The following is a 14,913-nucleotide window of genomic DNA, read 5'->3' as shown; positions in this document are numbered from 1 at the left end:
TTATGAGTGCGGCTGTGCTTCCCGCTTCGTTCCCAGGTGGTCGAGGTCTCATCGCAGGGCCCCGGCCTTGGCGAGGGCCACATCATCGCGAGCCGCCCCCGGCTGGCTGTCGATGCTGGTTTTGGGCCCGAGGCGTCTGCGGTCGCGTAGCCGAAGCTGCAGACGGTTGGGGGCCAATGTGGTGCCGACCCCGCGTCGAACACGGCCCGGTAGCGGTTGCAGCGCCCAGCGGGCGGAGATCGTGGCGAGCGCGAGAACGGTGTGCGTGAGCGCGAAATCGCGGCCCAGGCACTGTCGGGCGCCGCCCACGAACGGTATGTAGCTGCCGGCGGCGGGCCGGAGGTGTGGGTCGGCCCACCGGTCGGGATCGAAACGGTCAGGGCCGGGAAAGGTATCGCCGCGGCGATGGAGCAGATAGGGGCTGATAGCGAGTGTGGTGCGCTCCGGCATCGGGTGGCCGCCGAGTGTCGTAGCGCGGGTGGTGGTACGGGTCAGGATCCACCCGGGAGGGTAGAGACGCAGGGTTTCATCGAGAACCTGGCGGGTGTATCGCAGTTTCGGGATGTCATCCCAGGTGGCGGGGCGGGTGCCGAGGACTGTGCTGGCCTCGGTGTGTAGTCGCTGCTGGATTTCTGGATTCTCGGCCATCAGATGCATCGCCCACGACAGAGTGGCGGCGTTGGTTTCGGCGCCGGCCAGGTACAAGGTGGTGATCTCGTCGACGATCTGGTCCTGCGACAACGGTTGTCCGGTTTCGTCGCGGGCGGACAGCAGCATCGACAGAACATCGCCGCTCTGGATGCCGACCTGTCGGTAGTGGGTGATGATGCGCCGGCTGATGTCTCGCATGCGTGCGCGTGCATCGCGGAATCGGCGGCGGCCGGGAAGCGGCGCCCAGTCCAGGCTCGGCGGGATGAGCATGCGCACCACCATCGACCCGAGCATCTGCGACATCGCCTGGGCAAATGCGTCGGTTTCCGCGATGGTCTCCGGGGTGGCGAACAGGGCGCGCGCGATGATCCGGCTCGTGATCGCGGTCATCGCTGGATAGACCGCGATCGCCTCACCGTCGCACCAGTTGTCGACAGCGGTCAAAGTGTGGCGCTGCATCTCGGTGGCATACGCCTGGATCCGGGACGGGTGAAACGCGGGCTGGACCAGGCGGCGTTGCCGGCGATGGTGCTCGGCGGGGCAGGACCCGACGCCGGACCCGATCACCTCTCCCAATCTCGAATACAGGGGCCCGCCCTTATCGAAGATGCGGTCGTGAGTCAGCATTTCCTGGACAAGCTCCGGCGCGCACACCACGACGACGCGGGCCGAGCCGACATGAAGCTCCACCAGATCCCCCTGCGCGGGTAGTCGACGCAGCAGCTGCAGGGGGTTACGCGCCAGTGCCGCCGCGTGCCCGATCAGCGGCCACCTACCGGAGGCCACCACGTGTGTGTGGGTGGCGGCGTTCACTGAGGCGCCCGCACGGTGGTGGTGTCGATTAGCTCCTCATAGGCCCACGGCCCGGTCGGCGGGCGCGTGGTCAGGACATGCCGGTAGCGGGCGCTGGTGCGGTGCCATGGTTCATAGCCTCCCGCCCACAGCTCGAGCGCTTCGGCGTAGCGCAGGACTCGACCGCGGTCCGCGCCGCTCAATCCGAGGTAGTCACACATCGCTGGTAGCTCGGCGCGCAGCGTGCGGAATCGGCGGGCGTGCGCGGTGACGAGGTCGACGACGGTTTGCCGAGATCGGGCGAGGATACCGCCGGATTCGGCGTTGAGGACCAGCACCAGGTTCGTGTGCTGGCCGCGGGCGACCTCTTTGGGCAGCGAGTACAGATCGTTGACCAAATTGCCGATCTGGACGATGCACTCGCGCATGACCGCGATCTGGGGCGCGTGGAATGCCAGCTCGGGTAGCTCGAATCCGGCGGCGGGCTCGATGATGTCGAGGAAAGGGTGCATGTATCCGCCGTGGCGGCGCATACTCAGGTGAATGTCTCGGGGCGCTGGTCTGCCTCGTAGCACCCGGTCACCGACTTCGTGCACCACCGAGGCAAGGCTCGCCTCCCAATGATGGGCAGCGCGACGCCACCAGCGTGCGGAAGCCCGCAATCTGCATTCGCGGATCACTTCGCCGAATGCCTGGTGCAGGGGCCGGGCATCGGGTGCGGCGACCTCGCCTCCGGCGCGGACGATATCGACGAACGGCGCCACCTTCTGGGCGCACTCGGCCGCGGAGTCGAGTTCCTCGAGCGAATCGTCGAGCAGAATCGACACCGCCATGAACCGGCCGACCAAATCCATTCCGTCGGTCGACGCATGCGGGTAGCTGGCGCCGACGAATCCGGCGGTGTCCCACTGTCGATACCAGGCAAACGATTCCTCGCTGCTTGTCAGGCCCCGATCGCGGACCCACTGTTGTACGCGGACACCGCTTGCCCCTATCGCCGGCTGTGGATGGGGGGCGCAACGCAACCCCAACTCGACTGCGGCGCCGGCCCGGTCGTCGATCCTGGTGTGGGCGGTCGTTGTTGTCATCGCTGCTTCCTCGGTGGCGGTTACTCGGCGTCGGTCAGGCGCAGCGCTTCCTCGAGCAGCGCCGCGACGATCTGGCTTTCCGGCACAGTCCGTACGACCTCGCCGCGGACGAAGATCTGGCCTTTGCCGTTTCCGGAGCTGACGCCGATATCGGCCGCGCTGGCCTCCCCAGGCCCGTTCACCACGCAGCCCATAACAGCGACGCGCAACGGGTACGGAAACCCGTCGAACGCGGCCTCGACCTGAGTTGCCAGGGTGTAGACATCGACTTGGGAGCGGCCGCAGCTCGGACACGACACGATTTCGAGGCGGCGTTCACGTAAGCCGAGGCCGGCCAAAATTTGGGTTCCGACTTTGACTTCCTCCACCGGTGGCGCCGACAGCGATACTCGGATGGTGTCGCCGATGCCTTCGGCGAGCAGCACCCCGAACGCCACTGCGGATTTGGTGGTGCCCTGCAAGAGCGGGCCGGCCTCGGTGACTCCCAGGTGTAGCGGGTAGTCGCAGCGCGTGGCCAGCAGGCGGTAGGTGTCGATCACGACTGCTGGGTCGTGGTGTTTGACCGAGAGCTTCAGGTCGTGGAATCCGTGTTCTTCGAACAGGCCGGCCTCCCACAGCGCCGACTCGACCAGTGCTTCGGGTGTGGCGCGGCCGTATTTGGCCATGATCCGCTGGTCGAGGGAACCAGCGTTGACGCCGATCCGGATCGGGATCCCGGCCGCGCCCGCGGCGTGGGCGACCTCCTTGACGCGTCCGTCGAATTCCTTGATGTTGCCCGGGTTTACGCGGACGGCTGCGCATCCGGCGTCGATGGCGGCGAAGATGTAGCGGGGCTGGAAATGGATGTCGGCGATCACCGGGATCGGTGAGCGTCGCGCGATCTCGGGTAACGCGTCGGCGTCCTGCTGGCGCGGGCACGCGACCCGCACGAGATCGCAGCCCGCCGCGGTCAGCTCCGCGATCTGCTGCAAGGTCGCATCCACCTCGGCGGTTTTGGTGGTGGTCATCGACTGCACCGAGATCGGGGCCGACCCGCCGACCAGCACGGCGCGGGTATCGTGGCCCACTCGCAGCTGGCGAGACTTGCGCCGTGGCCGCAACGTGGATGTGGCCACGACCGGAGGCGGCAGGTCGATCGGGCGGGCGGTGGTCATACTCATCAGGCACTCCTGGCGGACACGGCAGGCTCGATCGAGCGCGTTTCGATCAGCTGCTGGCGGGCCGCGGCCGCGATCCCGGGCCCGGTGAGCCCGTAGTGGGCCAGCAGCTCGGCGCGGGCGGCGTGGGTAATGAACTCTGTCGGCAGCCCCAGCACGCCCACCGGCGGGCGGGCCGGGTTCTGTGTGGCTACCGCGGCGGCCAGGCGAGAACCGATCCCCCCGTCCCTGACACCGTCCTCGACGCACACCACGCTGCGGTGGTGTGCGGCCAGCAGTGTCAGGGCCGGGTTGATCGGCTGCACCCACCGGGGGTCGGCCACTGTCACCGAGATCCCTTCGGCGGTCAGTTCTTCGGCCGCCGCGAGGCACGCGCCGGCCATCGCGCCCACCGACACCAGCAGGGCATCGGGGTGCTGCCTGTGGTGTGGGCTGCGGTAGAGGATGTCGACACCACCGATGCGGGCCTGCGCCGCGATGTCGGGGCCTGCGGTGGCTTTGGGGAACCGCAGCGCGGACGGGGTGGCCGTCGTGGTGGCTTCGCCGAGCAGCTCCCGCAGCTGGGCGGGATCGCGGGGGCAGGCGATCTGCATGCCCGGTACGCAGCTCAGCAACGCGAGATCGTAGATGCCGTGGTGGCTGGGGCCGTCGGGCCCGGTGATGCCCGCCCGGTCGAGTACGAGCGTGACCGGCAGCCGGTGCAGCCCGATATCGTAAATCGCCTGATCCAGGCCACGGGCCAAAAAGGTGGAATACACGGCGAGGACCGGGTGCAGGCCGGCGGCGGCCATGCCCGCCGCGGAGGCCAGCAGGTGTTGTTCGGCGATCCCGGAGTCGAGCACCCGCTCGGGATGCGCTTTCGACATCGTTGACAGTCCGGTCGGTGCCCGCATCGCCGCGGTCGCGGCCACCAGGTCGGGACGTGTGCCGGCCAACGCTGCCAGTTCGTCTTCGAACACATCGGTCCAGGTACGCGGACTGGGCGCGTGCGGCCGCCCGGTGAGCGGGTCGACGACACCACAGGCATGCATCCGGTCGGCATGCTCGCTGGCAGGCGGGTACCCGCGGCCCTTCTGGGTCTCCACATGCACTACCACAGGAGTCCCGAGGGCGGCTGCTCGCCGCAACGCTTGCTCGGTGGCGGCGATGTCGTGGCCGTCGACCGGGCCGAGGTAGCCGAACCCCAACGTGGCGAACAGATTGTCGTGGCTGTAGCCGCGCCGCAGCTGGGCCAGATGCGCGCCGAGCGCGCCGACGGTCGGGTCGTAGGACAGGCCGTTGTCGTTGACTACCAGAACCACCGGCAGATCGGTGGCACCGAGATTGTGCAGCCCCTCCCACGCGACACCGCCGGTGAGCGCGCCGTCTCCGATCACAGCGACCACCCGCCGGTCGGATTCGCCGCGTAACCGGTGGGCTTTGGCCATGCCGTGGGCCCACGCCACGCTGACCGAGGCATGGGAGTTTTCGACCCAGTCATGGTCGGATTCGCTGCGACTGGGGTATCCGGACATCCCGCCTGCGGCACGGAGGGTGGCGAACTCGCTGCGACGGCCTGTGAGGAGCTTGTGTACATACGCTTGGTGGCCGGTGTCGAAGATCAGCACATCGTGCGGCGACCAGAAAACCCGGTGCAGGGCGATCGTCAACTCGACAGTGCCGAGAGAAGCTCCGAGATGCCCGCCGGTGCGGGACACGGTGGTAACCAGCAGGTCACGGATCTCACCGGCCAATGCGGCGAGCTGATCGACGGTGAGGGAATCAAGGTCGCGTGGGGTCTCGACAGAGTCGAGGACCCCTCCAGGTTCGGCGGTGGCGGATCGTGTGGTGGCTGCTGTCATGACCGCTCCCCTCGGATGGTCGATGGGCGCGGCAGGGTGAAACGCATGTTCTCGGTAACGGTTTCGCGTTCGTAGACCTGCATCGGCCCCCGCTGTCGCAGCGCGTCGACCACTTCGGTCACCAGCGCGGGCGGTGTGGAGGCACCTGCGGTGACACCGACCGTGCCGATACCGTCCAACCAGGACGGATCGATATCGCCGGCGTCGTCGATGAGGTAGGCCGCCACGCCCTGGCGGTGCGAGAGTTCGACCAAGCGTCGTGAGTTCGAACTGTTCGCCGAGCCGATCACCAGCAGAATGTCCGCGTCGGCGACTACCGCGGCCGCAGAACGCTGCCGGTTGGTGGTGGCGTAGCAGATATCGTCGGACGGCGGCAGCGCAAGACGCGGAAAACGCTGCCGCAGCGCATCTACCACCGAGGTGGTCTCATCCACCGCCAGCGTGGTTTGCGTCAAGACCGCAACCTCCGCGTCGGCAGGCAACGCGAGGTCGGCTACGTCCTCGGCGGTTTCTACCAGCACCGTGGAATCCGGTGCGACACCCATCGTGCCCTCGGCCTCCTCATGCCCCTCATGGCCGATCAGTACGATTGTTTTGCCCTGCTCGGCGAAACGGTGTGCTTCGGTGTGAACCTTGCGCACCAGCGGACACGTCGCATCGATCACTCGCAGGCCGCGCCGGTCGGCTTCGGCGCGTACAGCCGGGGACACGCCGTGGGCGGAGAACACCACGGTCACGTCCTCGCCGTCTGGGACCGCGTCGAGTTCATCGACGAACACCGCGCCCTTCGCCGCCAGCTCGGCGACCACTGTGCGGTTGTGCACGATCTCCTTGCGGACATACACCGGGTCTCCACCGGCCTGGTCCAGGGCGCGTTCGACGGTCTCGATCGCGCGCTCCACGCCGGCACACCAACTCCGCGGGGACGCCAGCAATACCGTCGTCTCCCCCGCTTCCGCGCCGCGCTTCACCGGTTCGGCCCTCATCGCAGCTGCTCCCACCACCACGAGATTTCGGGATACGGCGGTGGTGTGCGGTCGTCGGGATCCCACACCGTCGGGACGGTTGTGACGGTCACGTGCGGCGCTACGCTCTTGACGGTGTCCGTCGCTGTGAGGTCGTGATAGCGGGCGGTGGAGCTGGCCCAGGCGATTCCCGCAGGGACCCAGCGCGGCAGCTCGACGGCGTAGCGGGCCACGTCGGGGCGGGGATCGATCCGCAACCGCTGCTGCAGCCGGTAGGCCAGCCCCACAATCCTCTCGTAGAGCTCTACCGCGGCTACTGGATTCACCGTCGTGTGAACGGGTCCGGCCAGCACGGTCACCAGGTTGGTGACCGCGGTGCCGGTCGCGATTTCCTTTGCGGCGCTAGCCAGATCGTTGAGCAGCGCGCACGACATCATGACCGACTCGGTGAACGCACGCACCGCCGGCTCCCCGCGGTGTCGGGCAGCGAGTGCGTCGATTCCGCAGCTCGAGCCGGTGAACGGGACGAGGGTCGCGACCCCGGATTTCGCCCACCGCATGCGCAGCCATTCCTCGACCCGTGGAGCCGTGGGACGATCCTGCAAAGCGGTGAACCAGAGTTGACCGGTCAGCCACACCGCGTGCGCGTGGGTGAACACCGCGAACTCGTCCTCGGTGAGCACGGCCTCGAGCTCGTTGCGCAGCGCGCGCAGGCTCGCCACCCACCGGTTCCCCGACGGGACGGCCGCGGCCGGCGCCGTGTCCATCACCCGGTGCAACTCCCCTACCTCGGCGGCCAAAACCATCGGATCGGGGTGGGTATCGCAGTAGTCGTCGAACGCCGCGCCCCAATAGAAGTGGCGGGTCGCCGCCGCGATGGTCGATTCCGGCGCGTGCGGCAGCGCGTGAGCTATCCCGTAGCCGCAACCCATCCGGGCTGAGACGTCATCCGGTTCGAACAGCCGGTGTCGCAGACACCATTCGACGGCGTCCCGGTCGAGGGCGGCCACGTCACCTGGATAGCTGCTGTCCGGAAACGGGCAATACAGACTGATTTCGCGGGGCAATCCCTGGGGGGAAGGTGGGGTGGTTGCCGATGGGGAGGGAAAGAAGGTCACTGTAGCTCCGAAGGTCAGGCCTCACGTTCGCTCACAAGGCGAACGAGGGCGCACAGATCGGCGAGGCCGTCGGCGGTCGGCCGCGCAGCCGCCAGGTACTCGCGGGCGGTCGCGGTATGGCCGCGGCTGAACTCACGCACCCAGTCACGGGCGCCGGTCTGCTCCACCAGCTCCGCGGCGCGATGCACATCGCTCGGGGCGAGATCGCCGTTGCCGAAATACAACTGCGTGAGTTCGGCGGCCGCCGGCGTGGCCGTGTTCAGCGCATACACGACCGGTAGCGACTTCTTGCGGCGGACCAGATCGGCCAGCACCGGTTTGCCGGTCCCGGCCGTCACACCCCAGATACCCATGTAGTCGTCGATTGCCTGGTAGGCCAGGCCCAGGTGACGGCCGAACCGTGCCATGGCCTTGAGGTGATCGGGGTCGGTCGTGCCGCCGTAGCGGGCACCGAGCGCGCACGCCGCACCGAGCAGCGCACCGGTTTTCGCCTCCACCATGGTTAGGCATTCATCCAGCGTCACATCGTGGCGCGCCTCGAACGCCGTGTCGGCCTTCTCGCCCTCGATCAGCTCGAGCACGGCATCGAGCAACACCACGGTCGCCGCCGTGGTGTGCTCAGCGAGCTCGCCCTGCAGTACGCGGACCCCGGCATGGAACAGCGCATCGCCGACCAGGACGGCGGCGGCGGTACCGCACGCGGCCCATACCGCCGGCCGATGCCTGCGCATTGTGTCGGTATCGAGCAGATCGTCATGGATCAAGCTGGCGTTGTGTACCAACTCCACCGCGGCCGCGGCGGGCACCGCAGACAGTTCGTCCCCGCCGGCGGCGCGCGCGCACGCCAGGGTGAACGCGGTGCGCACCCCCTTGCCCCAGGACGCGGAATCTGGGTGACCGGACAGATCGGTCCACCCGAAATGGTAGGAAGCCAGCGCGCGGGTCTGCTCGGGTAGCGCCTCGACCGCCGCATGCAGCGTCGGCGCAACCAGCCGCCGGGCCCGCCGCAAGAGCACATCCGTGTCCCGCGGCGGGCCCGGATTCGACGGTGCGCTTGTCTGCTGTGCCGCCACCGGTGCGGTGTCGGCGGGTTGGGTGAGGGTCATGTGGTCTCCCGGGACGCGGCGATCGGCCGCGGAGTCGACAGTGGATAAGCTGCGGGCTCGTGCTCGCGCAGATGGCGGTCGCTGCGGGCAAATCGGTGATCGCCGCGGTGGCGGGCCATCATCTTCTGGACCGTCCTCACCCGGCTGCGCCGCCCGTAGTGCTCGCACAGCCGGGTCGCTCCCGGGGTGACGCGCCGCACCACTTCCGCCGCGGACAGTGCCGCGGCCGCAGCGACAACCACGGCCCTAAACGCTGCGCTGTCGGGAAGTCCGAGGAAATCGGCATTCGATTCGCCCACGATCAACCGGGCATAGCCGCACAGGAAGCCGGTGGCCGCCCGGCGCGCTACCTTGTGCGCGAGATCAGCGCCGTCACCGGTGACCGCCGGGCCGATCGCACGCACAAGCGCCTGCGCCAGCCGAACACAGTCCTGGTCGGGCGCACCGAATTCGTGCTCGATTTGCAGCCAGAACAGCCGCCAATAATCGCGCTCGGTCGCCGCAAGCAGATCCGGACCGACACCGAGCAGGTAAGCCAGGTAACGGAAGAACGCACAGATCGCGTCCTTTTCCTGGGCGGAATAATGCAGTCCGAGTGCCTGGGTGCCCGAAATCTGCGCGACCGCGAAAAACGTGATGGTGCCGGCGAGTTGGCTGCGGTTGACCGGATGCTCCCAGCCATCCCAATCCCAGTCCGGGCGGCGGCTCATCCCTGCCCGCACCATCGCGTGCATCAGCCGAACTCGCACAGTGGACCGGAACCCCGGCGCAAACCTGCGCAGACCGCCCACCGCCGTCGCCTCGACGTACCAGTGCATGGTCTCGGCGATGCGTCGCGGCGCCATCCGTTCCAGATCGCCGCTCCCGACCAGAGTCTTCGCGACCCTTTTCGCGAGATATCCACCCAGCAGTGCCCCCATGGACAACGCGATATCGCCGACCACGCCGCTGCGGCCGATCGCCCGCGCAGCAAGATCGAGTTGGTCGCGATCGAGCCAGTACGGTTCGGCATCGATCGAGGCGAAGAACGTGGTCAGCTCCGGCGGCGGGTCCTCGACAGCGGTGAGGCCGTGATCCACGGCCGTCTCGAACAGGCGCCGTCCTTCACCGGCCGGGAGCCGCCGAAACATCTCCACCAGCGCGTCGGCTTCCGGGTCACCCGTGCGGGTCGAGGCCTGCAGATAGGTACGCCGCTGCCCGGCAGTTGCCCGCACATCGCCCCGGAAACGGCGCAGCGCGACCGTGAACGGAAACTGGGAGAACAACGGCGGATCACCGAGGCGCTGACCGTCGCCCGATGTCATCAGCGGACCCCTGATCCCCGCAGCACCCGGCTCAGGATTTGCGGACGGAACAATGCCGTCGGGGAAGCGACCAGCGACATCACTTCGTGAAACGCCGCAGTGACGCGAGTGTCGGTGGTCGATGCAGCCAGCACCCGGTCCAGATAGTGGTGCTGAGTCCGCGTGAATGCCCCCGCTGCGCCACCGGTCGTCGCCGGAAACCTCAGGTCCTCACTGGCCGAGATCATCCACGCCGGCGCCGCGACCGCAGCAATCCGGTGGCGCGCCGACCGGGCCGCCTTCTCGCTGATCCCGCCCTGCTGAAGAACAGCCTCCCGCAACGCGGCGGCACCCAGGATCGCCACCGTGCACCCCTGGCCGTACACAGGATTGAATGTGCACGCCGCGTCCCCGATCGCCACCAGACCTTCGGGCGCTCGGCGTTCGTAGCGGCGCCGCACACTCGCACCGGGACGGAACCCCCACACATCGCTCACCGGCTCGGTACGGGCGAGAACTTCTGCCACGATCGGATCGCGAAGCTGACTCACTATGGCGTCGAAACCCTGTTCCCCGACCCCCGCTCCACTGTTCATGACACCCACCGAGACCAGCCACCTGCTCTGCTCCACCGGCAGAAGCGCAGCGGTGAACGGCGAATCAGGGGCCCTGGTCTGCAAATACACAGCACGGAACCCCAGATCGGTCTGCGGTCGCGTCACAATCCGAGATTGATAGGCGACCTGGGGATTGATCTGCGAGGTCGGCGTCTGGGCGCACCCGAGCCTGTCCAGCCACCGCGGAACCCGCGTGGACCGACCCGAGGCGTCGATCACCCACTCGGCCGAGATGAGCGATTCCTGCTGCCTTTCTCCTCGCCGGCGCACCCGGACACCACGCAGCTGGTGCGGTGTCCCCAGCAAACCGACGACCTCGCAGCCTGGCCAGAACTGCACTTCGGTGCCGTCGAGCACACCGACATCCACGTCGTCGACGCGCCGGCTGCCGATTTCGGCGTGTACACGGGTACGCACCACATGGTCGAGCACCGGCCTGGTACACGACAGGAAACCGAGACGACTGTCGTGATCGGCCATCCACCCGGCCGAGCTGAGCCATCGCAGGTCCCGCGACATCGCGACCGTGGTCGCTCCCGCGGCGCGCAGCTGGTCACCGATGCCCGGCAGCAACGCTTCCAGCGTGCGGTGGCCCGCCTCCAGGACAAGGTGCGCGTGGCGCGCCTGCGGAACTCCCGGCCGGAACTGCGGCGCCTCGGGATAGTGATCGCGTTCGACCACGATCACCCGGCTCGCCAGACCCCGCAACGCCCACGCCGTGAGCGTGCCGACCAGACCACCACCGATCACCACCACGGTCCCACGTGCCCCGGCCGCACCAAGACGCTCGCAGCCCGGAGAATCCGCTCCTATCACGAATATGCCTCCAACATGAAATATCGGCCGATGACCAGCGCGACGACGTGCTTTCAGTGCCGCTCCGGAAAGCACGGAAAAGTGGCCCATCTCGAATATTTTCCGCTCCCGATTTCCCTCAAATGCAAGGAATGAAATACGGTGTCGCCGGAACTGGCATCAAGCATTCGTGATGAAGAATGCGCTGTCAATTACCTGAATTCGGACAGTAATTGCGAGTTCCGGCCGCTGATTCCCAACGCGGCGACGATAATTCACTTGCCTCACCTTCCCCCGATGTGGCCGACGCCGAGCAGGACTCACCCGCGATCCGAACATACCGCCGCGCCTCAGAACTCCGATCAGAGGCGGCGGCCACACCGCCTCAGAAGTAGACGAGGCCCCTCGGCCCGCTCCCCAGCCCCCGGCGGCCGCCTGCGCCACGGAGACCGAAGCTGCACGCGTCTCCCCGAGGGCAGATTTCCGAAATTGTCCGCAAGATTTCCGAAAAACGGTAGAAATCAAGGCTTTCTGCCGCCTAGCCTCTTCCTATTCGAACCGCCAACACACCGGTTCACCTACGGCACGGGGAGGGATCAGGCTATGGACGATCCGTGATGGACGCTGCCCTGCCGAATCAGGTGGTGAGCGTGCATCGGATCCCGGATCGGCATCGGGTCGCCGGTCCGCGTGTGGATAGTCTCTGTCGGCAGCAGTTGTGTGAGGCCGGGTTTTGCGAGGGGGTCATGGGGGTTAAACCAGTGGCAAGCTGCAATCTTTCCTCACCGGGGGCTGGCGGGTGAACGTCAGGAGGACACTGATGCTGGATCACAGGAAAGCCGAGCAGGCGCCATCGCTGCTCGCCTACGTCCTGCGCGAATGTCGAGACCGCGCAGGACTTTCTCGAGCACAAGTCGCAATCCGTGGAAATATCAGTGCGTCGAGTATCGAAAAGTGGGAATTGCAGGGAAGCATACCTACCCCAGACAGTCTCGCCGGATGGTTTATCGCCGTCGACCCTCCCGAAATATATCGCGACAGAATCCTGTCCCTGACCTTGCAGAAGATGTTTCCGAAGGAACTGGGGCAGCGCGGGCCCTTCCCTGCGCAGATCGACGAGGACGACCTGCGGCACCTGGACGCGTTCCCGCATCCGGCGTGCTACCACCACACCACGGTTTTCGATATCGCCGCGGCCAACGATGCCTTTTACCAGCGATTTCAGGGCTTGAAACAGATCGAAGCGTTCGTCGACGGGCCTCCGAACCTGCTGGTGTGGCAGATGTGCCACCGGGCAGCCCGAGTGCAGATAGGTAGCTGGTATGACCGCACACACGTGATGCTCACCCGGTTCCGTATCGAGGGCCCAGGGTCGGTGCCAGCCGAGCGAATCGAAGAGATCACCGCTGCATGCCGGCAGGCTCCCGAGTTCGAGGCGATGTGGCGGAGTGACCCCACCCCCGAGCTGTTCGACGACCCCACACTCACCCTCCTCGGCGACGATGATTCGACGTGGGAGAACTACACCATGCGGACCTATCTCTGCGGCGGGCACGGCGATTCGCTGAGTCTTCTCGCTGTCGTCCCGACCGGCACATAGGCGCTGTGGGTCCGAGTTGCAGTACGCCGCAGATCATGTCCGTCTCAACTGTGACGTGCACCTAGCGCCTCCAATGCGATTCGCATACGCTATTAGCCGGACTGACATGCCTAGCTATGTTCTCGCTAACGTCTATGGCAGGGTGGGGTTCCGCAGGCTCGGGTGTGGAAGAACGTTGGAGGATGTCGTGATCGAGCAGGGTCCGGGGAAACTGCTGCCCACCAAAGAACAGCTGTGGGTAGCGTGCAGGCGAGGAAGCGGCTTCGACGAGGACGACCAGACCTATCCCGACACCTTCTCGAAATGCACAGCAGGCTTGGTCGACGCATATCGGCGGTCGGTCGTAATCTGGCACGACACCGGGGAACTCCCCCTCGATTGGCCCAACGACGTCCTTGTTCCCGACGGAGTGACACTATCTGGTCCGCACGCCGTAGCGTTCCACGTAGCCATCGAGGAAATTCTCGGCTACCAGTTCAGCATCGATATCGACGCTGAACAATTACTACCCCGTCCACTGACCGGTGCAGAACTGTACCGAGAACCACTCAGTACGGTGATCGCCCGCTTCGCCTGCCATTTCGCGCTGCTGCACAACAACTTCGGCTTCGTCAAACACGGATTCAGCTCCGACCAAGGACAGCTCATCGCCGCTGAGCGTGCCTATTCGACACTGTCCAGTGCCCTGGAAGCCGGTGACGTCTATCTACCACCGGTCCAGCGGTGAGACGGCTGGAACATGGGTTCGCTACTCCTGATCGCCCAGCTTCCGGGTGAGTGCATGGGCGTATTCGGCCGCCATTTTGCGGCGCATTTCGGTGGGGGTCATTCCGTAACGCCTTCGATAGGCGGTGATGAAGCGCCGTGTGGTGGAGAATCCGGCCAGAGACGCAATCGTATCCAGGTCGAGCGGTTGAGCCAGCCGCTGATGAGCCTGGTCGATGCGGATGTCGCGGAGCATCTGGCCCGGAGTAAATCCCTCCTCTTTCAGCCAGTTATGCAATGTTCGTAGGGTCACGCCGCACAGCTCGGCGATGTACTCGAGTGTCAGACTGAGGTCGGAGGCGTGTTCATACATCAGCTGGCGCACGTGGTCGACCCGGCTCGGGTCGTCCTGGAGGACGGGAGCAGGTGGAGCCAGCGCCCAGTTCAGCTTCTGCACCGCGGCAGAATAGGCCACTCGGAAATCATCGGCGTTCCAGCCTTCTCGAGTCCTGTTGAGCTCACACACATCCCCCACGAGCGTGCGTACCAGGGCCCTGCTCGTGTCCAGCCGCACAGAGCCTGCCCTCATACGATCGGGATCGATCAGTTCTTCCGGCACGGTCAGGATCAACGCGGTGCTCGGTTCGTCATTGGCCAACAAGAACGGGTCGCACCAGCGGAAGAACACCGCCTCTCCAGGCATCAAGAGGTCGCGGGCGTCGCGTTGAGACGTGTAGAACTTGCCCTTCAACGAAATCAGCAAGCGGTAGCTGTCATCGCCGTCCTCGTTCACATCGCGGCGGGAACGACGGTAGTCCAGTGGACTGTTCGTGAACCCCACGATTTGAAACCTGCCGGCACGCTGGGCGAAAGCGGTCGATCGGAAGTCGGAGTCCCGTCCGAAACGAAGGCTTACACTGCCCTGCTTGGTATGCAGATACTCATGCCACGCCGCCGCCGGGTCAGTGGAATCCCTCTGCGTGTCGAAGTCCTCACTCCAATACCCCGACTCGGCCACGCCACCCCCCTTTCCCGCGCCAACATCAGCAATAACTGACCGCAAATCTACAACAAGGTAGCTCGCCCGCCCAGTCAAGAGGACCGGACCAATCGCCCCCGTGCACGGCCGCCGGGTGATTGGACTCCGCCCAAGACGACGCAGCAGCCGGTCGGCGCCGACCGGCACGCCGGGGAT

General features: G+C 66.3%; 12 protein-coding genes. 2 read left to right on the top strand and 10 right to left on the bottom strand.

The window, feature by feature from the left end:
- Nucleotides 1–48: 48 nt before the first annotated feature.
- The 9 genes from ACFWPH_RS28085 to ACFWPH_RS28045 form a co-directional block, all read right to left on the bottom strand.
- Nucleotides 49–1,437 carry a cytochrome P450 gene (locus tag ACFWPH_RS28085; RefSeq protein WP_378755158.1) on the bottom strand — a complete coding sequence of 463 codons (1,389 nt, stop codon included), beginning with the start codon at nt 1,435–1,437 and terminating at the stop codon, nt 49–51.
- Between the two features lie 23 nt (nt 1,438–1,460).
- The gene (locus tag ACFWPH_RS28080; protein ID WP_378755156.1) at nt 1,461–2,531 is read right to left on the bottom strand and encodes a hypothetical protein; all 1,071 of its coding nucleotides are present in this window, start codon (nt 2,529–2,531) and stop codon (nt 1,461–1,463) included.
- A gap of 20 nt (nt 2,532–2,551) precedes the next feature.
- Nucleotides 2,552–3,691 carry a flavodoxin-dependent (E)-4-hydroxy-3-methylbut-2-enyl-diphosphate synthase gene (gene ispG / locus ACFWPH_RS28075; protein WP_378755155.1) on the bottom strand — a complete coding sequence of 380 codons (1,140 nt, stop codon included), beginning with the start codon at nt 3,689–3,691 and terminating at the stop codon, nt 2,552–2,554.
- Nucleotides 3,691–5,529, bottom strand: a complete 1,839-nt coding sequence (locus ACFWPH_RS28070) for a 1-deoxy-D-xylulose-5-phosphate synthase (RefSeq protein WP_378755154.1) — start codon at nt 5,527–5,529, stop codon at nt 3,691–3,693. The genes ispG and ACFWPH_RS28070 overlap by 1 nt, the downstream gene beginning before the upstream one ends.
- On the bottom strand, nt 5,526–6,515 hold the full coding sequence (ispH, locus tag ACFWPH_RS28065) for a 4-hydroxy-3-methylbut-2-enyl diphosphate reductase (RefSeq protein WP_378755152.1): 990 nt from the start codon (nt 6,513–6,515) through the stop codon (nt 5,526–5,528). Before ispH ends, ACFWPH_RS28070 begins: the two co-directional genes overlap by 4 nt.
- Nucleotides 6,512–7,504: a hypothetical protein gene (locus ACFWPH_RS28060; RefSeq protein WP_378755151.1), complete on the bottom strand. Its 993-nt coding sequence runs from the start codon at nt 7,502–7,504 to the stop codon at nt 6,512–6,514. Before ACFWPH_RS28060 ends, ispH begins: the two co-directional genes overlap by 4 nt.
- Before the next feature lie 122 nt (nt 7,505–7,626).
- Nucleotides 7,627–8,718, bottom strand: a complete 1,092-nt coding sequence (locus tag ACFWPH_RS28055) for a polyprenyl synthetase family protein (protein ID WP_378755150.1) — start codon at nt 8,716–8,718, stop codon at nt 7,627–7,629.
- Nucleotides 8,715–10,022: an oxygenase MpaB family protein gene (locus ACFWPH_RS28050; protein ID WP_378755149.1), complete on the bottom strand. Its 1,308-nt coding sequence runs from the start codon at nt 10,020–10,022 to the stop codon at nt 8,715–8,717. The genes ACFWPH_RS28055 and ACFWPH_RS28050 overlap by 4 nt, the downstream gene beginning before the upstream one ends.
- Entirely contained in the window at nt 10,022–11,374 is a 1,353-nt protein-coding gene (locus tag ACFWPH_RS28045) for an NAD(P)/FAD-dependent oxidoreductase (RefSeq protein ID WP_378755148.1), read from the bottom strand. The genes ACFWPH_RS28050 and ACFWPH_RS28045 overlap by 1 nt, the downstream gene beginning before the upstream one ends.
- Before the next feature lie 859 nt (nt 11,375–12,233).
- Here ACFWPH_RS28045 and ACFWPH_RS28040 point away from each other — a divergent pair.
- Both ACFWPH_RS28040 and ACFWPH_RS28035 read left to right on the top strand, forming a co-directional pair.
- Nucleotides 12,234–13,013: a helix-turn-helix domain-containing protein gene (locus ACFWPH_RS28040; RefSeq protein WP_378755147.1), complete on the top strand. Its 780-nt coding sequence runs from the start codon at nt 12,234–12,236 to the stop codon at nt 13,011–13,013.
- 187 nt (nt 13,014–13,200) lie between these two features.
- A complete protein-coding gene (locus ACFWPH_RS28035) occupies nt 13,201–13,740 on the top strand; it encodes a hypothetical protein (protein ID WP_378755146.1) in 540 nt (179 codons plus the stop codon).
- 21 nt (nt 13,741–13,761) lie between these two features.
- Here ACFWPH_RS28035 and ACFWPH_RS28030 read toward each other — a convergent pair whose 3' ends face one another.
- Entirely contained in the window at nt 13,762–14,736 is a 975-nt protein-coding gene (locus ACFWPH_RS28030; RefSeq protein WP_378755145.1) for a helix-turn-helix transcriptional regulator, read from the bottom strand.
- Nucleotides 14,737–14,913: the final 177 nt, after the last annotated feature.

It is taken from the genome of Nocardia sp. NPDC058499 (genome assembly GCF_042719915.1).
GTDB lineage: Bacteria > Actinomycetota > Actinomycetes > Mycobacteriales > Mycobacteriaceae > Nocardia.
The sequence above is the reverse complement of the archived record's forward strand: the minus strand, read 5'-3'. Positions and strand labels throughout refer to the sequence as shown.